The following is a 20,292-nucleotide window of genomic DNA, read 5'->3' on the forward strand; positions in this document are numbered from 1 at the left end:
TGTTGACATGATTTTTGGCAGGGAATCTAGTAAATCCGTTACCTATACTATAAATGAGGACTTAGAAATCTGTATATGAGTTCAGTTTACAAGTCACGTAAATCGATGGGGCTATTTAAAGAATTTTGTTCTACAGGATGCAAGTAAACAGTATGAATGGTAATGTAAGTAAATTGATTTTAAGTCTTGGAGGGATCATATGCCACAGGAGTTAGTAACAAGCATTAGATCGGAGAAAGCGCCGTTAAGCGGTCAAAAACATCGTTCGAGCGGAAATTTCAGTACCGAGGTTCTTCCTCCGGGTACAAAAAGATTAAGATGGGAAGTAGAAGGTGGGGGCGTAGATCAATATGACATTACGTTTGATGTAAAAAGGGATGTGTCGGTAGGAACGGACCCTACGGAATTGGATGATGTGATTAGTGGAAATACATCCATAGTCATAACTGCAAGATCACTTTATATTGCTAATCCGAGTGGTGCAGAGTCTTCATTTTTAGTAAAAGTGTACGCAATTTATTAAGGTCGTAAAAATTCAATTTATACGCCTGTAAGTTCATAGTAAAACACCTTCGAATGCTGGTGGGACGTAATCATCCATGCATTTCTCAGGCTACCTAACGTACATGGGTCATACAAACGGAAGCTGATAATACGCGCTGCTTCTGAAGTCTGCCACTTATTTTTAATAGATAATGGTTTTAAATAATTGCTTTTCCTCTGATATTTATTGATAGCAACATGGGGTACTTCAGGAATCTGGATATTTGATGCACTTCTCAACTTGAAATAAACAGGACCAGCCACTTCCATTGCATGGAGCGGCTGGTATTTGTGTTTTTTGATCTTTTTCTGCTCCAAATACAACAGCCTTTATTGGCGTGCCAATCCGCCAACATACCGCCTAACCAACTAGCTGAGATAACAAGTTGATGGCAAAAGATGATAATGGAGAGCTGCTTTTGAAAGCAGGCGTTTATTTTTTTATGTTTGGTATACATAGCCTATAACAAGAAAATCCCGCGAAATGGTTTTCCGCGGGGATAATCTCCGTATTTTGTTGGAGCATGATTAGATTAGGAGGCCTTAGAGCAAAGCCCTAATTCCCATGCTGCTTTACATCCAATATTACAGGCCACCATAACGGGCGGTAGTGCAGCAAATGCGAGACAAGCAACCGGGCATGCTAACGCACCGGATAATGAGCAGCCTAAGCGAACCCAATCAATGTCTAAGGTTGTGAATTCATCTGTCAATCCAATTTTGGCGGCTGCATTTAATTTAAGCAGAGTGAGCTCTTTCAAGGTGATAACGGAGTTCCCATCTTTAGCATCTATGATGTCAAATGCGACGCTTTCCGGATTGTTGCTATCGACATTTTCTTTTAATTTGACGAGTTGTAGGGATTCTAGGATACCTTGTTCATTTGTGTTGCCGCTAAGCGATGCGAAATCTGAAGCAGTTGCTATGGAGAAGGTGTACTTCGTATCTCCATCTTGAACAGTTTGAATAACTTTGATGTCTTTTAAGCTGCTTAATGCTATACTCTGTTGATTTAAAAAGTGTGTAAATAGTACATCTGTCTTTACATGCTGCGAAATAAATTGATCGCCATCCTGTAAACTCAGAATTTGGATGGAATCAAGTCCGGATGCTCTAGTAGCGAGTTCTAATGTTTCGTCGGTTAATGCCGACCCAGGTGTACAACAACCGCAATTATTGGAGGAAGGCAGTGTCTGACTAGTGAGGTCAAGAGCGTAAACTGGAGAGTATGTTCCAAAAACAAAAGCGAAGATCATCATAACGGTGATTATTTTTTTGACCATAGCTAAACCCCCACCTTATATAAAATTGTTGATATCCAACAAAAATACGGCTTAAGGAATAAATAATTTTCGCATAAAGCTTGAATTTCTCCAGTCGAAATAAAAGGCGGATATCGTGGTGAGGAGAATAAGTGAGAACGGTATTATAAGCGCAGTTATAGAAAATTGTTGCAGCAGCATATAACAAAAAATAAGTGAGAGGGGAAGGTAGACAATGAAGTTGGAAAAGACGATTTCTTTAAAAAATGACTGGTCATAACGGTATTTATAGAAGCTGGAGATAGTAGCGACTAAAAGAATAAAGATGACGCTGGCATGGATCCAAAAGGAGGCTTGGAATTGCCATGCGCTGAGTTGATGGTACAAGTCACTATTGAGCGTCCAACTTATAGTTAGGATATATGGCATAAAGCCCATGCCTCGATTAAACTTTCCATTTGTAGGGGTCAAAGAGCCGTCTAACCCATGCATCTCTTTTTTAACAATATCTTTGGGATTTCCGAGATCAACTAATAAGGAGCGCAGCTCAGAGATTGAACTCGTGGAAGTCGATTGATCCTCAATTAATAACCGATACTCTTCAAAAAGTTTACTTTTACGAGCAGGGCTTAAGTCACTAATCCAGATATAATACTTGAGTGACTGTAAATAACCATTAATCAGTTCATGTCTTTCCATCTATCAAACCTCCTGTTGGTTAGTCTTAACTTCTTCAATAAACCTTACATTTACCCTAACGAAGTGAACAAGCTATAGATAACGTTTTATTTGAGGCGCATGCCCCATTTTCTTGAAAAATGAGTATAGAGCTTCTTCCTCGCCCTGTATAGTAATTGAATTAAGGCTTGTTCTGACATTTCTAATTCGTTAGCTATTACTCTACATGTTTTGTTTTCCAGATAATATAAGCGAATTACGTCTTGGTACCTAGTATTTAATTGATCTAGTGATTCATATAACATTTCATAGCAAATTTTTGATTCAATATGGCTGTCAACTAAAACAACATCAGCCTGAGAATGATGTTCTAGATATCTTATGAGGCGAGAGTGCGATAAAAGGTAATACTTTTGGTTTTTTTTCAAATAATCATATGCGGTATTCCGAGCCACTTTTTTGACCCAAGCTTTAAGATTATTCGAATGACGCAATTTGGGTGCTTTCATCATTACTTTTAAGAAGGACTCTTGTACGACATCCTCTGCTAATTCATGATTGTGAAATAAAAGATAGATATCACGATAGATCAGCTTCTTATAAGAGTAATACACTGATTGTTGAGTCGAGCTGTCTAGATGATGAATATTGTCGCGTAGAAATAATAACCAGCGCTCCATATAATCCCTCCAAGCTAGCAAACTGCTCTTTATCATAAATAAATACGTGAAACCATAACTTTTATAGCAATGTTTACTTAATGAGTAAGTGGAGTGGCGGACGGAAATTGGGGGGGCTTGAACGATTTAGAGGCAGAACTAGTAAGTTTGTAAAATATATAATCGTTGATTAATTTGGGAATCAATTTATGATTTGTATTAAATATACCTGATTTATAAAGCATAGGAAAGAAGAGCAGCGTCATTAAACGAGAAGGACTATCCATCAACAGGAATATCGACGTTGCTATAGTTACATCAATAAAGGCCAGTTCTTTCAGCCCCAATAGGGGATCAAGGAGCTGGCCTTCATCATATATGCTGGATGGCCTAACTAGCTGCCAACAAGTTAGCCGTACAGACGCTAGTGCTGCCCGGGAGCGGGATTCAAGCTTTGCGCGAATCCTGTACGCCAGGTTGGATATAATGGAGTCCAACCGTATTCATTACGCGCCCTTGCATTGGACGCGCCGCGCTCACCGCGCTGTCGCCCTGACTGATGCGCAGGTACAGGGGCTTGCAGCGCTGTCGCATATACAGGCAACCATTCGGTTCCTGCGGCAGGCTCATCGTCGACTACATGGACGGGTCCTGGAGGCCAGTCCAATGCCAGCAGAGCAGCATTAGCGGCATCCTCCACATGAAGGAAGGAGGTTATGCCATCGGTTGCTGGCAGCTGTCCCTGAATCACCTTCTCAGCGATGAGGCCTTTATGGTCATACCAGGTGTGAGGTCCGTAAAGAGCACCATATCGTAAAATGACGTGTTCTGGGATCTCCGCAACGATACGCTCCAAGGCCGATATGCCGTCAATCGTTGTTTTTCTTGGAAAAGGCGCATGGATATCGAGCGGAACTTGTTCCCCCGCAGGATGATCTCCGGGCTCATAAGCCCATGATATGCTCTGCGCAATCATTCGTGTTACACCAGCAGCCTGCGCTGCATCGACTAAGTTGCGAGTTCCTTCAATCCGAATCCGAGCATTATCCTCGATACTCCAATTGCTTAAGGAAGTAAGCTGATGAATGATAACGTCTGGACGTACATCACCCACGGCTGCTAATACAGCGTCTCTTTCAAACACATCAACTACAATCGACTTTGCGCCCATTGCTTGGATGTGCGCTTTACGATCCAGTCTATGCGTCATCCCAACCACTTCATGGCCTGCGTGGACCAGTCTATGGATCAGCAATCGGCCAATTACACCTGTAGAGCCTGCGACAAAAATTTTCATAACTATACCTCCATGTGTAGGGAATAAAATAGCTAATTGCTTAATTGGGAACAGAATTTCTTATATGTTGGGATCAGGAAGCGGCTTTCATATGACGTGCAGCCATAGATATCTGCAGCCCCATCAATACTAGTGTAATTAGACTTAGTCCCAGAATTGCGATCTCAAATTGATGAGTCATATCGTTAATCCATCCGATTAGGAGCGGTCCCAGTGCCCCAATCAAGTAACCGATGGATTGTGTCATTGCGGCCCAGGAGGCCGCTTCTTCTGGTGTAGAGGCGGTATCAACAGGCAGCAATGATGCAAGTGAAAACAGCATTCCTGAGCCTAATCCGCATATGGAAACCGCTGCCCAAGCAGGCGTCGAGCATAGGATTAAGGCGAGCCCGAGCAATTGCATGAGGGAAGCACATAACAACCAAGCTTTTCTGGAGGGGACTCTCCTCAGCAGCAGTTGGAGCAAGAAGCCGCTTGGGATTTGGACAACGGCATAGATCGTCAGCAAATAGGTTGCATAATCATGAGAATGGCCCAAACTTTCCATGATAGCTGGCAACCATGCCATTAACGAATAGAACACCATCGCCAGCAGTCCAAAATGCAAAGTAAGCAGCCAGGCTTGCGTTTCTTTCCATGGCATATTGGGACCTTGCAAGGGGACAGATGATAATGTCGGGGCCTCCGCTTGTCGTCGGATGACTATTAACCAGATGGGAAGCGCTGCTGCTGCAAGCAAGGACCATAGGGCGAGGGCTTTTTGCCATGAATCAGCCGTCAGCTGCAACGGCGAGGACAAGCCTGACCCAAGGGCAGCTCCAAGCGATAGTGCCGTAGTGTATACAGCGATCATGGCGGCTATTTGTGTGGGAAAATGCTTCTTAATAAAACCAGACAACAAAGGTCCCATCGTTGCAACACCTAGGCCGATCAGCACCGTGGTGGCCAGCAAGGTGAATACCGAGTCTGTGACAAGTCTTAATAAGGTCCCAGCCGTTATGAGTACCAAAGACCAAGCAATCACTTGTTCTAGACCATACTTTCTGCCAAGGCGAGTAGACAGGGGAGAGAGGCATCCCATACAAAGCACCGGAATTGACGTTAATAAGCTTGCGATCGCAGCATTTAAGCCTAGGTCGGTGCGAATGATCCCAAGTAACGGCGCTACAGCAGTGATGGCAGGCCGCAAGTTAAGTGCGGCTGTAAAGAGAGCCGCTGTGATAAGCCAGCCTACCATGACAGGCTTTTCTTGCTGTCGAGGCGGCTGCACAGCGTCAACTCCTTGTATGGAATGAACCCCTTGCTGCTGATGCATCTGGGGAGGGAAATGAACACGTTGACTCATCCATGGCACCTTCCTTCTGTGCAGTTCTTATAGTAGTAATTTCGATCTTATCATGTTAGATTGGTATGAATAAGTACCACTTTAATGGGTTTTGTAGCATACCAATTATGAAGATAAGGAGTGCATGCTGTATGTGGGATCAGTCTGCCGCCTCTGCCCAAGGTACCAAGACCAAGCAAGTGTACACCTTGCTGCGTGATCGCATATTTGAGGGCTTTTATATGGCGGGGAGAAGACTGCCTTCAACAAGAGATCTTGCACATGAAATAGGTGTGTCACGAGCACTTATCGTAGAGGTTTACGAGCAGTTGATTGCGGAGGGGTACCTGGAAGGGCGCCAGGGATCAGGCACGTACGTGGTGGATATAGGTGGTCGAAATCCGTTTATAACCAACACTCATGAAAAAAGCATCTCTGTCGGAACACGTGAAATCGCAACAAGCTATACCAGCTTTAAGGGCATTGATTTTCGCCCTAGCTTCCCCGCTCTTGATCTCATTCCGCGCCAGAAATGGAAGGAATCATCCCTTGCAGTTCTTAACAGCGCCCCCTTCTACGACTTTGGGTATGCAGATCCAGCGGGCAATGAGGAACTTCGTACCCAAATCTGCCGTTTATTGCTGCACGACAGAGGAATTCAATGCCATACGTCACAAGTTATCGTAACGGCGGGTGCGACTCAAGCGATCACGCTATTATGCAAGCTCCTGCTAAAACCGAATGATGCTCTGGCAACTGAGGACCCCACGGCCAGCTTTATCCGAGATATTTTTGAATCAGCTGGGGCAAATATCATTCCCACTCCAGTAGATGAGTACGGGTTATGTGTCGATCAGCTGCCGACATCTCTTTCTCCCAAGTGTGTATTTGTCACGCCGTCGCATCAATTTCCTTTTGGCAGCATTTTATCGATTGGGCGTCGGATTCAACTTCTGGAATATGCACGAGAGCACAATTGTTACATTATAGAGGATGATTATGACAGTGAATTCCGCTACGCGGGGATGCCGGTACGTGCGCTGCGGGAGCTTGATGCTGAGAGAGTGGTGTATGTAGGGACATTTAGTAAGAATATGTTTCCTGCATTAAGACTTGGATATATGGTCGTACCATATGAGTTAGTCACTCCACTGCTACAGCTAAAACGTCTTATGGATATGCACAGCCCCACCTTATCGCAAGCCACCCTTGCCAAATTTATGGCAGACCGTCACTTGGAACATCATATTGGTCACATGAAGCGTATTTACGGAAGAAGGCGTAATCAGCTGCTTACCGCTTTAGGTGACACATTTGGTACAGGGGTTAACATAACTGGTGATGCGGCAGGTTTACATCTGGTCGCGGAGTTCCCGGGGCGGCGATTCGACACTGACTTAGCGATGCAGCTAGAGGCACGAAATATTAGAATATATCCTGCGGATAAATACACGATTGGCAAGGGCAAATATGAGGACAGGCTGATTATGGGATTCGGCAATCTCACGGAGGCACAGATTGGGAAGGGGATCGAAGCGATTGCGGATTTTTTGAAATGAGCGAACAGGGAGTCGTCAGCAGCTTGGCTTTGAGGTATTAGCAAAAGAATAACACCTGCTCCCCAATTGTATTGGAGAAACAGGTGTAGATATTCGTCCTATTTGAGCCCCTCTTTATTTAAAGGAAGCATAGCCCTCGTCAGCCATCACAACACTGCCGTTGATTGCACTGGCTTCTTCTAATGACAGCAAATACACGGAGTCCGCGACTTGCTCAGGCGTTGTTAACTTGTTGCCAATCACTTTGGCTTTCATGGCGTCGACCATGCCTTGATCTTTGTAGCCCTGAATGATAGGTGTGTCCACAGCGCCTGGCGCAACGGCCACCACTCGAATGCCATATGGTGATAGTTCAAGCGCTGCAGATTTGGTCATCATAATGACGGCGCCTTTGGAAGCGTGATAAGCAAATGTCCCCGGAGAGGCTAAGAATCCAAACACAGAAGCGGTGTTGATGATCACACCTTTTGTACCCAATTCACGCATCTTTTTGCCTGCAGCAATAATACCATGAGCTACCCCGTGCTGGTTGACGCTGATGACACTATGGTAGTCATGTAGGTCCTGATCTAAGACAGGCGTAACCCGCCCGATGCCTGCGTTGTTAAACATGACATCAATTTTGCCGAATGCGGCAACCGCGTGTTCAATGAGAGCCTCTACCTCTTCAAACTTGGAGACATCTGTCTTTACAAAAATAGCTTGGCCGCCGCTCTCTTTAATCTGAGCAACCGTTTGGTTGCCTGCTTGTTCATTAAAGTCAGCAACTACGACATGTGCGCCTTTGCTTGCAAATTTAAGGGCTGTCGCTCTGCCTATACCGCTTGCACCACCTGTAATCACAGCTACTTTGTTTGTGTCCATCGATTATACCTCCATTAGGGTGATGTATTATAATGAAAATGTAATGTGTTCTATCATGGTGCTGATCCAATTCGATACACTCAGTGTAACTCGCTATAAATTTAAATAAAATTTAATTATATTTACTTATAATTAATTAAATCTTAACAAGGGGATCTGACGATGAATTTGGAACAGATGGAGTATATTGTAGAGGTGTCCAACACGGGCTCATTTACAAAGGCTGCTCAGAATACTCATGTCACTTTATCTGCAATCAGTCAATCGATATCCTTATTGGAAGCCGAATTGGGCATCACCCTATTTAATCGTTCGCGGGGTCAAGGTGCTCTCCCAACAATTGAAGGAAAACAGATCATTAAGAAAGCACAGGAAGTATTGTCAAAAGTGTATGAACTAAAAGAAGAGGCAAGAGGGTACTGCAATACGTTAAGCGGTGAATTAAAGATCGCGACCATACCAGGCCCTATGCACCTGCTTGTGGATGTCGTGTCGTCGTTCAAGACAGATTATCCACATGTGAATATCGAGATTTTTGAAAAAGGACCCAATGAAATATTGCAGGATCTGGAGCACAGCAGGATTGATATCGGACTAATCGTGCTAAACGATGAGGTTATCAACAGAAAGGAATATGTGACATTTGAAAAATTGTGGGAGGGAAAGATGGTTGTAGGGGTCCATCCGAATTCACCACTTGCCCACGAGAAGAAGATTAAGCCCGAACAGTTAGTCGGGCAAACGTTGGTCTTATATGACGACAAGGATTTATGGGAGGATACAAACACCTTAATTTCGCAGTATGGAAAGGCCAATATCCTCTTTACTACAAACAATACCAAAGCCATCCAGAACGCAGTGAAGCGCGGCTTGGCGATTACAGTCGGGCTGGAGTATTCTTTCACGGACATAGCGGACATTGTGCCGATAGAGCTGGATCATTCAGATGTAAGCCCCGTTTATTATGGCTGGGTGCTGCACAAAGGGAAGCATCCTTCACAGGCGTCCAAACGATTTATTCAACGACTGCAGAGCGAATTCTAGTATGGATAGCCCCAAAGTTCAAGTCCGATCAAAGCTGACTTCTTCAAGCAATTCGATAATTTCGCCATTGGGACTGTGAATGACGGCATTGTGAACCAGAAGAGGAGGCTCGCCGAGAGCAAGCTTGCCCGGTTCTATATAAGCCTTTGCGCCGTATGCGAGGGCTTTTTCATATATTTGTGTTACATGTTCTACATAAAATGCAAAGTGTAATATTGCTCCGTGGGTGATTTCCTCATCAGCTGCGGCTTTTTTTCCTTGTGCGGGAATCACAGCTTCCTGATCAAAGATTTCGATACAGGTTCTTTGGTCAGGCGATACCAGCATAGAGGCCTCTTTAATATGAAATAAAGGCAGACTCCAATGATGGCCTATTTTGAACCCTAGCACTTGCGTATAAAAGTCTATTGTTTCTTGATAATTTTTAGCTTGTATCGCGACATGGGCAAGACCTTTCACGCTCATCTGACATCGCTCCTCGATCTATTTGTTGTTATAATTATAGTTATATTATTTGAATATTTATATGTGTAATCTTAGGTATATACATAATTTTAATAATGAATTATAAGTTAATTTAAATAGTATACGTTAGAAAATAAAGTTAATGGGGAGTTGGCTACTATGGTTCATCACTTGGATGATATAGATAAGAAGATTATGCTATTGCTTCAGCACAATGCACGTATGCCCATTGCCCAGATCAGTAAGGAAATTTCGATGTCTCAGCCTGCAGTTAAAGAGAGAATCGTAAGGCTGGAGGAGAACAATATCATTTCTGAGTATAGTACGACTTTCCACTTGTCCAATTTGGATCGTGGGGCGGTTGCGTTTATGCTAGTAAAAACGGAACACTGTCAGCAGTTAGTTGATTTTTGTACAGCGTCTAGAGAAGTAACGGATTTATTTCGTATCAGTGGAGAATTTAATTATCTGATCAAAGTACAAACCGCATCCATAGAGGAACTTGCCGATTTTCAAGATGCACTGGTACAGATCGGTCCTTCAAAGTCCCACATTTGCATGAAGAACATACTTGAAAATAGAATTCTACTTTAATACAAGTGCTTCGCCAGAATGATGAGGTGCACTGAGGATGCATGCAGGAGGTGAAATTTCTTGAATGAGGGAAAGAAATCCATTGGGGAAGTTGCAAGGATACTGGGTACAACGATAAAAACAGTCCGATATTATGATATGGTCGGCTTGCTTAAACCGACAAGTTACACCGAGGGTGGACATCGACTTTATACAATGAACGATATAAGCCGTTTAGAACTCATCAATACACTTCGTTATCTGGAATATGGTATTGAGGATATACGTAAAATGTTGTCTGGAGAGATTCCGTTTTGCAAGGCGCTGGATGGGCAGATTGAGGCTCTTGAAACGCAGGTTAGTACGTTTAGGGATATGATTTCGATCTTGCGTCGAGTGAAGGAACAAGAGCATGAATCTGATGAAGATTCATTAGGTTATATGAAAGATTTAGTAGACGAGCTGATCATCGATGCAGAGCGGCGCAAGCAATTTATTCACGATAAAATGAAAGAGTTGAAATTTCTAGAGGGACTTCCATTGGAGTGGAGGGACACGTTTTTTCATTTTTTTAACAAATATATTATGAATGAAGTCAAAATATCAGCAAAGCAAACTCATGCTTGGAATGAGCTGCAGGAGCTCGTGAATGATCCTCAATATTTAGCTGAGCTTAAACATGGCAAGCTTCATTTCTTTACTATGGTGCACCAGCCGCGGGTAAATGCTGCAGCATGGATTAGAAGGATGGAGCAGTTGCGTGTACGTGCAGAAGCAGCTATAACGTTGAAGCTGACTGCCAATATCCCCGTTGTACAAGCGATTTTAGCCGATTTTGTAATGCTGCATGCAAGCGAAGAGGAAGCACGTCATAAAGAGGCGTTTTTCCGTCAATATGCTCAGAATGCACTTCATTCCGTAAATGAACGCAGCCTGCGGGTAGATACGTTATGTTCGATTTTAAACCCCAAGTGGCGTCTATTGTCTGAATGTAACAACTTGATGCTCCAAGCGATGGAATGGCGACTCAAACAGATGGATGAGGAGCCGGAGAATATCCAGAAATGAGCCAATAACCATAAAGAGCAATTGAGGGTTAAGTGCCCTCAACTGCTCGTCAGCTGCATCTAACCCAGACTGCTAACCCTTCAGTAATGTGAAATCGGGGTTCTCGCCAATAGACTGCTCCAGATATTGAAATGGTTGTTGTTTTAAATAGTGATTAAAGAAATCAAGCGTGTAGTCGTTCGTAAGTTGATGTGTACGACGCACATCGATACCCTCTATCCAATCAAACAAAGGTGTAAGCAAATACAAGTCAGAAAAACTAAAATGCTTAGCATTTGTCAGCTTCATCCAGTAATTACCCCCTGTTGCTACTGGTTGGTAACGCACAAGTAACTCATCATAAAATGCGTTTGCAGCTTCTCTGGTGGTCCCTTGGGCCGCGATCACCTCATCGGTCATTAGATCTGCGCCTCTTAGTGTGTCATCTGCGCTTATCATTAGAAATGGTTTTTTTAACCCATCCGCTGGGATCCGGAGCTGGCCAAATAACGCCCCGTCCATATTGATAGCTGCCTTAACGCGAGAATCAGTCATTAACATTTGGACGCTTGTTGCTCCACCAAAGGAATGTCCAAACATACCCAAGTTGCCCATATCCATTCGACCTGTAAACCGATGATCAAGATCGTTCTTAGCAAGCTTCTCGATTTGATCGAGCACAAACACAGCGTCCTCTACCCATTGCTCGTTTAATTTATCTAAATTTTTGACCGACATTTCTTGGGGAATGAAATTTGCAACCCGCCCATCAGAGAAGAGGGATGTTATGCTGCTGTACGTATGATCAATCCCGACTACAATATAACCTTGACTTGCTAATTGCTCCACCTGAAACATGTTTTGATTTTTGTACCCACTTAATCCATGTGAGAACACAAGCACCGGATATTGAGCCTCCGTCTCCGATAGCGGCGCTGCTTCTATGGCATAGGTCTTGACGTGAGCAAAGCTTGAAAACATCAATTCGGGGAATTGAAGCACTTTGTGATACCCTGCGGCGAACATGTCCGGATTAGATACATAGGGCGCGCGCGCTCCCTTGGCCGCTGAATTGGCGGGGTACCAGATCTGCACCATCAACTCACGCTTGTCTTCAGGTTCTGGCGTACTGATCTCCTCACGCTTCTCGTCTGTCCAGTGATAGGTGACGGTACCAACTGCAAATGGACCGGTCGGTTTCTTAAAGGTGAATACCGGAAACAGAAGCGGCAGCGCTACAGCTGTGAAAGACAAGAGAGCTGCAAGTATAGTCAGCAGCGTCATTCGTAGCCGAGATGTTTTCTGAGGCTGCTCCCTGGAAGGGAGTAAGGACCTTTTCGCGAAGATAAGGATTGGAAATACGGTTATCACGTAAATAGGAATCATTGGCCAGCGCATACCCTCCACAAACGCATGTATGACGAGCAGCAGGGTCGAGATGCCGAATCCAGCGACGAGCCCTTTCTGTGACTTGTTAGGAGCAAACATAAGCCAAACCAACAATAAGACATTAAAAATGGCAGACAACATTTCAAAAGATCTCATCCGATTAATCCTCCCTTGTTTTTGTTCTAGGTGCTTTCTCGTTAAAAGTATAAAATCTCCCCTAAGGGGATAATCAACCAGCTTTTGCTCTATGAACTTTCATGGAGGGTTGGATGGAAAGCTTGCCATTAAGAGAAGACTATGACAGTATATATACATATAAGGAACCAACTGGATGTTATTGTGTAGGATGAACGCCTATTCTAATGCTGTACGATTCATAGTGTGCGACAATAATAATCCAAACTAATGCACTTGTTTTAAAATGAGCCATAAAGATTGGAGAAATGTGAATGTCTAATTTGCCAAATTGTCCAGCATGTCATTCCGAATACACGTACGAGGATGGAAGTTTGTTTATTTGCCCAGAGTGCGCACATGAATGGACACTAGAATCGGATAATGATAACAATGAAGATCAAAAAATCGTAAAAGATGCGAATGGCAACGTGCTGCAGGACGGCGACTCCGTTTCTGTCATAAAGGACTTGAAGGTAAAAGGGTCGTCATCCGTAGTGAAGATTGGGACGAAAGTAAAAAATATTCGTTTGGTTGACGGAGATCATGACATTGATTGTAAAATTGATGGCTTCGGGGCGATGAAATTAAAGTCCGAGTTTGTAAAAAAGATATAGTGTCATTTGAAATTAATAATGCTGATTGAGATGAAAGCCCTCTAACTTGGAGGGCTTTTGTTTGTTTACTTGGTCTGAGCGCAGTGTTCGGTACACACAGGATTAAATTAATAATAAATATTCCTTTACAGGAATATTCCGTTTATGGTATATATTCAATGCAAAGGTACAGAATAGATGAAATAAGGTGAGTTAACATGTATGAGACTGAACAAGTAACTCATACCGTACTCCATCCCAACGTTAAATTAGCAGGACCCTCATCATGATGGATATCACAACATTTAGTGCGCTGACTGATCCGAATCGCTTGCGTATGATAGAGCTATTGCGTCAAGGTCCTCTGACTGTAGGGGAGATCGCAGAACGGCTTCAATTGCGTCAGCCGCAAGCTTCCAAGCATTTGCGTGTATTGCTGGAGGCAGGCTTGGTCGAGGTTGAGGCAGTAGCGAATCGTCGTCATTATAGACTCCGACGGGAGCCGTTCCAAGCGCTTGATACTTGGCTTGAGGCATATCGCAATATTTGGAGCGAGCGCTTTGACAACTTGGATCATTACTTGCAGCAGCTGCAAAGAGACGAGCACCAACAGGACTAAGTGCCTGAATATGAGGAGGAATTCCTAATGTCCAATCCGATGATCACAAAAGTAGAAGGCTCAGAACTTATTCTGGAGCGTGTCTTTCATGCACCACGCGAACTCGTATTTAAAGTGTTCTCTGAAGCTGAGCATTTGAAGCAATGGTGGGGACCTCGAGGCTGGAACGTAACGGTATGCCATGTTGACTTTCGCGAAGGTGGCGTATGGCATTACTGCATGAAGTGCGAGGACAAGAATCAAGGGGACTTCTATGGATTCGAATCGTGGGGAAAGGCAGTCTATCAGGATATAGTCGCGCCTGAGAAGATCGTCTACGTGGATTATTTCTCTGATGCAGACGGTAATGTGACAGAGGGGATGCCGTCCTCGCAGGTCACAATGACGTTTATTGAAGAGGAAGGCGGGACGAAGCTGATTAGCCGATCACGTTATGAATCTGCTGAGGCATTGGACAATGTGATGAAGATGGGCATGGAGCAGGGTATAACAGAAACATGGGATCGTCTTGACGAGTATGTGCAAAGCTTTTCAGAATAACCGGGCTTCACCTAAGCGTGCATAAGTTGAACATCTAGTATATTCAGTTATCCGGGACATTCATATGACAATATAAGCCGAACTCATCAGAGTTCGGCTTTGCTGTGTGTTCCTATTGGATCAGGCTTGCATGGTTTTGGCCAACGAGTCCAGCTTCTGAATCGTATTCCAGTTGCGAGTCGTCGCTGTATTTCCCAGCTTCTGCAGATTTTTGGCCAGCTTGGAGTCCAGTATGCTTTGACGGAACAAAAAATAAATCTCTTTTCCATGGATGGCATACTCATCTTGCGCGCGTTCACTGGTCGATAAGAGATCAACCACCTTTTGTGAAGGAGCTTCCGTCAGCACGGAAACATGAATGCTTTCCCCTTTAGACAGCAGGATGCCAGCGAATGGACAGGCAGCAACAATGTGCGCGAATTCAGCTGCGGTACGTATGATAACGGTAATTGAGATGCCAAATACACGCTGAATAAGACCCTCTATGATCAACCGCAAAGTGTCTGCGTCGTCATCAGATTGAAACAGGACATTTCCGCTTTGGATATAGGTCTGGACACGGTGGAGTCCCCCCGTTTCCAGTGTATGCTTAAGTTCAGCCATTTTAATTTTATTGTGTCCACTCACATTAATGCCACGCAGCAGTGCGATATAGGTATTCATCCAGACGCTCCTTCTTTATTAACGTTTAATTCGATTGTTTTCTTTTACGAGAGACCAGGATAACCGTGTGTTCTACAAACAATCCCTACTGGTTAAAAGGGGAATATTAAAATGCCCACTTGGCACAAAGCCAGAACATATCCTCGTTCGTAAATATGAAAATATTACCACGCGGTAAAGCGTGAGATCAAGATGCTCACCTGTCCAGAATAATTACGTATACAACTGCCTATATTTTGCACCCCAGTTGAATTGAGATGAAAGGTGTATTATAATCCGTTTAAATAATTAAACTTATCAACGGAGTGGATTATGAATACACCTAACTGTACAAGCAAGTCGATTGACATGCTGGGTAAGCTCAGTCCTTACTTCCATGGCATGGGGGATCCAGTTCGTCAGCAGATTATAGCACTTCTCATGGATAAAGAGAGTCTTAACGTAACGCAGATTGCGGAGCATGTTCCAATGTCGCGTCCAACCGTATCTCATCATTTGAAAATACTAAAGCAAGCAGGTCTGCTCCAAGCGACAAAAAAAGGCACCGAATTGCATTATCGTCTGGAGTTTGAGGAAGCGATAACCCTGTTAAAGCAGCTTGTGATGCTTGTGGAAGAGGAATGCCTAGATATGTCAAAAGAGTGATCAGAAATAGGGACATGAGCTGTCCCTATTTTGCACAACTATATGTTGATATACTTAAACATATAAACATAATGTAAAGGGGAGTTTGTAATGAAAAATCAAACAAGTGGAAACAGACAGGTCGTATTAATTGTTGGCGGGTATGGTGTGGTAGGGAGCCAAATCGCACACATCTTGCTGCAGCGTCACCCCGAGGTGGTCATCTTACTTGGTGGACGTAACCCGAATCGGGCTGTCCCTTTTGAACCAGACAGGGTACAAACCATTAGCATTAACAACATGGCAGAGGATCCTTTGGAGCATGTAAGTGAGGAACTGACTTTAATTATCAATGTGGTCAACGATCTGGAGGACCACTTGCTGCTGTCAGCTGTGCGCAGAGGGATACCGCTGCTAGACGTTACACGGTGGACGGAACGTTTTCAACAATCGATTGACAAGTTAGAAGGAACCAACATGAATACCCCTGTCGTCTTTTCTTCTGGCTGGATGGGCGGCACGGCAGCTTTGTTTGCGCAAATAACGTCCGAAGGTTTATGGGACGTTCACATCAATATCCATGCGCTTTACTCCTTGAAGGATAAGGCAGGACCCGATTCAACGGCGTACATGGACCGTCTGTCCATTCCATTTGAGATCGTCGACAACAAGGTTAAACGCTCTGTTTATCCGATGACGGATCCAGTTAGAGTCCGCTTTCCAAACGATTATGCTACAAAAAGCTACCGTTTGGATACCCCTGACCATGTGACATTGGCAAGAGGAACGAATACCAGCTCAGTTCATTTCCGGATTGCTTTTGATAACAAAGTATCTACAGGTGCGCTTGTTGCGATGGTGAGAACGGGCTTATGGGGCCGTTTAAGTGGCGAACGGTTTCGACGTGTGCGACACAGCTTACTGTACAATCCGGGCAGCGGTAATCCGCATTATATCGTTATTCATATTCGTGGTCGCAATGTGGACGGGCAATATGAGGAAAGGACTATTCAATTGACAGATCCGCTGGGCCAGACGCATTTAACTGCACTGGGGGCTGCTATCCAGGCAGAGAACATACTGCGTGCACCGGACAACTATTGGTTAAACCCGCGAGCTTACTACCCAGAGGAACTGCTGGATCTGGGTGTAAGCTCAGCTAACGTGTTTGATTATTACCGCGCGCATGGGGTTGTTATTAACTAAGGAGAATGAGGATCGAAGCTCATCAAAAAGGGGAATGTCGGACCTGTCATTCACGCATCACAATGTGTGTAATGTGTAATTATCGTGGTTCAAAAAAAGCAAGAGGAGCCCCCTGCTCAAAGCATAGCCCCTCTTGCTACTTTACTTTTTCAATAACAAATAAACAAAATACGGTGCACCGATCAGCGCTACCATAATGCCCACGGGAATGCCGTCCGGTTCGGCCACGTTGCGTCCGATCGTGTCCGCGATCAGCAAGAGCCAGCCGCCAAGCAGAATGGCCAGCGGGAGAAATAATTGGTGCCGCGGCCCCACCAGCGACTTGGCGATATGCGGAGCCATCAATCCAACAAAGGCAATACCTCCGGTCACAGACACGGCAGATGCTGCCAGTGCAACGGCTGCAAGCAGCAGCACAATTCGCTCCTTCTCAATCTGCACACCAACGCCGATGGCTACAGGCTCATTAAGGGCAAGCAGATTAAGCCGATTCGCTTTGTACAGTGTAAAAGGAATCAGCACGACGAGCCAGGGCAGCAGCGCCCAAATAAAGGGCCAATCTGTACCCCAAATGTTGCCTGCGATCCACTTCGCAATAAAGTCGACTTGGGTGCGCTCGGCAGAAGAGATCAGTACGATCATGAAACCGGATAACGCCAGTGAGAAGCCTACTCCGACTAAGACCAAGCGTACGGGCTGAAGGCCTGAAGTTCGGTTGTAAGAGAACAAGTAGATCAAGCCTGCGGTCAGCATCGCCCCGAGAAAAGCAATTAACGGCAGGATATAAACAAAGGACCCCGTATCTATCGGAAAATATAAAACAAACAACGCGATTGCCATGCCAGCGCCCGAGTTAATGCCAATGATACCGGGGTCTGCCAGATCATTGCGAGTAATGCCCTGCAAAATGGCACCGGACAAGGCAAGCGCCATACCTGCTAACAGTGTAATAATGATTCGCGGCAAACGGATTGAAAACAGGACAAAGCTCTCTTTAAACGTACCTTGGCCAAATAAAGTAGGGAGCAGCCGATCATACGACAAGGACGAATAACCGATTCCCAATCCCACTACAATCGTGATGGTGATCAAGGCAACAAGCACGATTACAAACAAGCGTTGTCTGCGAATTAATGAAGGTTCAATCATCAGAATCCTTTACCTCCTTTATGTACGATGAACAGGAAGAAAGGCAATCCCATCATAGCGACAATGGCCGCTACAGGTGTCTCATAAGGCATGTTGATAATGCGCGCAAGGGTATCAGCCATTAACATAAACGTTCCGCCGAAAATGGCGGACATCGGCACAATATATCGATAGTCTGTTCCAACGATCGCACGGACGATATGGGGAATCATCAAGCCGATAAACGCCATATTGCCGACAAGTGCCACTGAAGCGCCTGTGAGCAAAATAATCACAACAAATAAGATCGCTTTGATGAAGGCTGTCTTTTGACCAAGCCCAACGGCAACCTCCTCACTCAAGCTAAGAATGGTAAGCTGCTTGGAGAGGAACATCGTGATCAGGATGCCCATGATGATGATTGGAACGATGAGCTGAAGCTGGTCCCATGAAGTGCCGATAACACCGCCTGCTGTCCACATGGACACATCTTGTGAGATCTTAAAGTATATGCCGATACCCTCTGCAACGGCATATAAGAAGGCTGATACCGCTGAGCCGGCCAGCACGATTCGAAGCGGGGAGAAGCCGCCCTTCTTAGCAGCGCCGATGCCAAATACCATCAGGGCACCTGCAGCCGCACCTATAAAGCAAGCAAACGTGACACCCATATAGTTAACCGTCGGCAGCAGCGCAAGCGTGATGGCGAGCGCAGCGTTGGCGCCAGACGTTAGGCCAAGCAGGCCAGGGTCGGCCAATGGGTTGCGGGTCATCCCTTGCATAATGGCACCGGACAAGGCGAGCGCGGCACCAACGACAAGTGCACCTACTTCACGAGGCAGTCGGATCTCGCGAATCATCGAGATTGCGTCGCCAGCTGCGCTGGAGGGCGTCAGCGCAAGCCACACTTCTCGAATAGAGGTGTCTGCAGCGCCCAGCACCATGGAGATGACAAACATAACGATAAATAACAAGATAGCAGGAATCAATTTGGCTGCAAATGGGATGGAACGTTGATCAGGTGTCGTCATCAGTGTCTCATCTTTTCTGTAATAGAATAAAGGAAAAGGAATTCTTATGATAAGAATCCCTTTACTGGATTAGTTAGTTGCCAAGAAAGCTTTGCTTAAAGAACTCAAGTTGGAAGTCCAAGGTGATTGGATCGTTAAAGTAGAACTCTTTGGCATTGACTTCGAACACTTTTTTGTTCTTGACCGCAGGAATGTTCTTGTACGTATCCGTTTGTTGGAATGAATTGTCCGTATCTTTGTTTTTGCTGAAAATCATATAATCACCTGCAAACTTAGGCAGTACTTCAAGCGATAGGGCATAGTAGCCATCTTTAAGCGCCATCTCTTTTACTTTGTCAGGCATTTTTAACTTCATCTCTTGATAAATAATTTCGGTACCACGCCCCCAGTTATCGCCGAACACGTAGATTTGCTTGTCGAAGTTCTCGATAACCGATACGGTTGTATTTTCACCAATCTTCGCTTTTATGTCAGTTCCGGCTTTTTGAGCACGTTGTTTGAAATCATCGATCCAGGCTTTTGCCTCTTTTTCTTTATTTAACAGCTTGCCGATCTCCAGGTGCTGAGTCAGGTAATCGACTTTGCCGTAAGTATAGGTGACGGTTGGTGCGATTTGCTTTAATTTATCAACATTCTTAATCGTGGACAAGCCAACAATCAGATCGGGCTGCAGCTCAATAATTTTTTCCAAGTTCTCATCGGATACTTCCGTTACATCTTTGAGTGTCGTATCAAAGCGTGGATTCATCTTCGACCAGGAATCTACGCCGACAAGGTTGACATTTAGGGCCATTACATTCCCAGCAAAAGTGGAAAGGACGATGACACGTTTAGGGTCAGCAGGCACTTCAACAGGACCATTTTCCGATTGATACGTTATTTTACCGGATTTGCTTTCTGCTGGGGCAGCAGCCTCTTCCTTCTTCTCGGCAGGCTGGTTGCTGCCGCATGCGCTAATCATAAATACGCAGAGCAGCAAAAATGGAATTAGAACTTTTTTCATTATG

The 20,292-nt window shown here is 44.7% G+C and carries 23 protein-coding genes; 10 read left to right on the plus strand and 13 right to left on the minus strand.

The window, feature by feature from the left end; all coding sequences use genetic code 11:
- Positions 1-199: 199 nt before the first annotated feature.
- Positions 200-523, plus strand: coding sequence for a DeoR family transcriptional regulator (locus tag QP775_RS10735; RefSeq protein WP_239329098.1), 324 nt, complete (start codon positions 200-202; stop codon positions 521-523).
- Positions 524-540: 17 nt separating this feature from the next.
- Here QP775_RS10735 and QP775_RS10740 read toward each other — a convergent pair whose 3' ends face one another.
- The 6 genes from QP775_RS10740 to QP775_RS10765 all read right to left on the minus strand — a co-directional run bounded on the left by QP775_RS10740 (position 541) and on the right by QP775_RS10765 (position 5,784).
- Entirely contained in the window at positions 541-861 is a 321-nt protein-coding gene (locus QP775_RS10740; protein ID WP_239329097.1) for a hypothetical protein, read from the minus strand.
- A 215-nt stretch (positions 862-1,076) separates the two neighbouring features.
- Positions 1,077-1,826, minus strand: a complete 750-nt coding sequence (locus tag QP775_RS10745) for a hypothetical protein (protein WP_285105949.1) — start codon at positions 1,824-1,826, stop codon at positions 1,077-1,079.
- Positions 1,827-1,877: 51 nt separating this feature from the next.
- Positions 1,878-2,504, minus strand: coding sequence for a hypothetical protein (locus tag QP775_RS10750; RefSeq protein WP_239329094.1), 627 nt, complete (start codon positions 2,502-2,504; stop codon positions 1,878-1,880).
- 86 nt (positions 2,505-2,590) lie between these two features.
- Positions 2,591-3,163, minus strand: a complete 573-nt coding sequence (locus QP775_RS10755; protein ID WP_239329093.1) for an RNA polymerase sigma factor — start codon at positions 3,161-3,163, stop codon at positions 2,591-2,593.
- A 403-nt stretch (positions 3,164-3,566) separates the two neighbouring features.
- Positions 3,567-4,439 (minus strand): NAD-dependent epimerase/dehydratase family protein, encoded by an 873-nt coding sequence (locus tag QP775_RS10760; protein ID WP_285105953.1) that lies wholly within the window; start codon positions 4,437-4,439, stop codon positions 3,567-3,569.
- A 73-nt stretch (positions 4,440-4,512) separates the two neighbouring features.
- Positions 4,513-5,784, minus strand: a complete 1,272-nt coding sequence (locus QP775_RS10765; protein ID WP_285105955.1) for an MFS transporter — start codon at positions 5,782-5,784, stop codon at positions 4,513-4,515.
- Positions 5,785-5,915: 131 nt separating this feature from the next.
- On the opposite strand from QP775_RS10765, the gene pdxR reads away from it, so the two are divergent.
- On the plus strand, positions 5,916-7,322 hold the full coding sequence (pdxR, locus tag QP775_RS10770) for a MocR-like pyridoxine biosynthesis transcription factor PdxR (RefSeq protein ID WP_285105957.1): 1,407 nt from the start codon (positions 5,916-5,918) through the stop codon (positions 7,320-7,322).
- A gap of 114 nt (positions 7,323-7,436) precedes the next feature.
- Here the strand turns inward: pdxR and QP775_RS10775 are convergent, their stop codons facing one another.
- Positions 7,437-8,186, minus strand: a complete 750-nt coding sequence (locus QP775_RS10775; protein WP_285105959.1) for an SDR family NAD(P)-dependent oxidoreductase — start codon at positions 8,184-8,186, stop codon at positions 7,437-7,439.
- Between the two features lie 162 nt (positions 8,187-8,348).
- Here QP775_RS10775 and QP775_RS10780 point away from each other — a divergent pair, with 162 nt between their 5' ends.
- On the plus strand, positions 8,349-9,230 hold the full coding sequence (locus tag QP775_RS10780; protein ID WP_285105961.1) for a LysR family transcriptional regulator: 882 nt from the start codon (positions 8,349-8,351) through the stop codon (positions 9,228-9,230).
- 18 nt (positions 9,231-9,248) lie between these two features.
- Here the strand turns inward: QP775_RS10780 and QP775_RS10785 are convergent, their stop codons facing one another.
- Positions 9,249-9,695: a VOC family protein gene (locus QP775_RS10785; RefSeq protein WP_285105963.1), complete on the minus strand. Its 447-nt coding sequence runs from the start codon at positions 9,693-9,695 to the stop codon at positions 9,249-9,251.
- Positions 9,696-9,854: 159 nt separating this feature from the next.
- Between QP775_RS10785 and QP775_RS10790 the strand changes: the two genes are divergently transcribed.
- Both QP775_RS10790 and QP775_RS10795 read left to right on the plus strand, forming a co-directional pair.
- Positions 9,855-10,289 (plus strand): Lrp/AsnC family transcriptional regulator, encoded by a 435-nt coding sequence (locus QP775_RS10790; protein ID WP_239329085.1) that lies wholly within the window; start codon positions 9,855-9,857, stop codon positions 10,287-10,289.
- A 60-nt stretch (positions 10,290-10,349) separates the two neighbouring features.
- Positions 10,350-11,336 carry a MerR family transcriptional regulator gene (locus tag QP775_RS10795; protein WP_239329084.1) on the plus strand — a complete coding sequence of 329 codons (987 nt, stop codon included), beginning with the start codon at positions 10,350-10,352 and terminating at the stop codon, positions 11,334-11,336.
- A gap of 72 nt (positions 11,337-11,408) precedes the next feature.
- On the opposite strand, the gene QP775_RS10800 is transcribed toward QP775_RS10795, so the two are convergent.
- Positions 11,409-12,860 (minus strand): alpha/beta hydrolase family protein, encoded by a 1,452-nt coding sequence (locus tag QP775_RS10800; protein ID WP_285105967.1) that lies wholly within the window; start codon positions 12,858-12,860, stop codon positions 11,409-11,411.
- Between the two features lie 293 nt (positions 12,861-13,153).
- Between QP775_RS10800 and QP775_RS10805 the strand changes: the two genes are divergently transcribed.
- The 3 genes from QP775_RS10805 (at position 13,154) to QP775_RS10815 (ending at position 14,633) form a co-directional block, all read left to right on the plus strand.
- Entirely contained in the window at positions 13,154-13,495 is a 342-nt protein-coding gene (locus QP775_RS10805) for a zinc ribbon domain-containing protein YjdM (RefSeq protein ID WP_285105969.1), read from the plus strand.
- Between the two features lie 268 nt (positions 13,496-13,763).
- Positions 13,764-14,093: an ArsR/SmtB family transcription factor gene (locus QP775_RS10810; RefSeq protein WP_285106431.1), complete on the plus strand. Its 330-nt coding sequence runs from the start codon at positions 13,764-13,766 to the stop codon at positions 14,091-14,093.
- 27 nt (positions 14,094-14,120) lie between these two features.
- Positions 14,121-14,633 (plus strand): SRPBCC domain-containing protein, encoded by a 513-nt coding sequence (locus QP775_RS10815; protein WP_285105971.1) that lies wholly within the window; start codon positions 14,121-14,123, stop codon positions 14,631-14,633.
- 120 nt (positions 14,634-14,753) lie between these two features.
- Here the strand turns inward: QP775_RS10815 and QP775_RS10820 are convergent, their stop codons facing one another.
- The gene (locus QP775_RS10820) at positions 14,754-15,296 is read right to left on the minus strand and encodes a DUF1697 domain-containing protein (RefSeq protein WP_239329079.1); all 543 of its coding nucleotides are present in this window, start codon (positions 15,294-15,296) and stop codon (positions 14,754-14,756) included.
- Positions 15,297-15,608: 312 nt separating this feature from the next.
- Here QP775_RS10820 and QP775_RS10825 point away from each other — a divergent pair, with 312 nt between their 5' ends.
- Both QP775_RS10825 and QP775_RS10830 read left to right on the plus strand, forming a co-directional pair.
- On the plus strand, positions 15,609-15,941 hold the full coding sequence (locus QP775_RS10825) for an ArsR/SmtB family transcription factor (RefSeq protein ID WP_481857265.1): 333 nt from the start codon (positions 15,609-15,611) through the stop codon (positions 15,939-15,941).
- Between the two features lie 90 nt (positions 15,942-16,031).
- The gene (locus QP775_RS10830; RefSeq protein ID WP_239329078.1) at positions 16,032-17,126 is read left to right on the plus strand and encodes a saccharopine dehydrogenase family protein; all 1,095 of its coding nucleotides are present in this window, start codon (positions 16,032-16,034) and stop codon (positions 17,124-17,126) included.
- Positions 17,127-17,267: 141 nt separating this feature from the next.
- On the opposite strand, the gene QP775_RS10835 is transcribed toward QP775_RS10830, so the two are convergent.
- The 3 genes from QP775_RS10835 to QP775_RS10845 all read right to left on the minus strand — a co-directional run bounded on the left by QP775_RS10835 (position 17,268) and on the right by QP775_RS10845 (position 20,288).
- Entirely contained in the window at positions 17,268-18,275 is a 1,008-nt protein-coding gene (locus QP775_RS10835) for a FecCD family ABC transporter permease (RefSeq protein ID WP_285105974.1), read from the minus strand.
- Positions 18,275-19,285 (minus strand): FecCD family ABC transporter permease, encoded by a 1,011-nt coding sequence (locus QP775_RS10840; RefSeq protein ID WP_285105977.1) that lies wholly within the window; start codon positions 19,283-19,285, stop codon positions 18,275-18,277. The genes QP775_RS10835 and QP775_RS10840 overlap by 1 nt, the downstream gene beginning before the upstream one ends.
- 73 nt (positions 19,286-19,358) lie before the next feature.
- Positions 19,359-20,288: an iron-hydroxamate ABC transporter substrate-binding protein gene (locus tag QP775_RS10845; RefSeq protein ID WP_239329075.1), complete on the minus strand. Its 930-nt coding sequence runs from the start codon at positions 20,286-20,288 to the stop codon at positions 19,359-19,361.
- Positions 20,289-20,292 lie beyond the last annotated feature (4 nt).

It is taken from the genome of Paenibacillus sp. UMB4589-SE434 (genome assembly GCF_030226685.1).
Lineage (GTDB): Bacteria > Bacillota > Bacilli > Paenibacillales > Paenibacillaceae > Paenibacillus_B.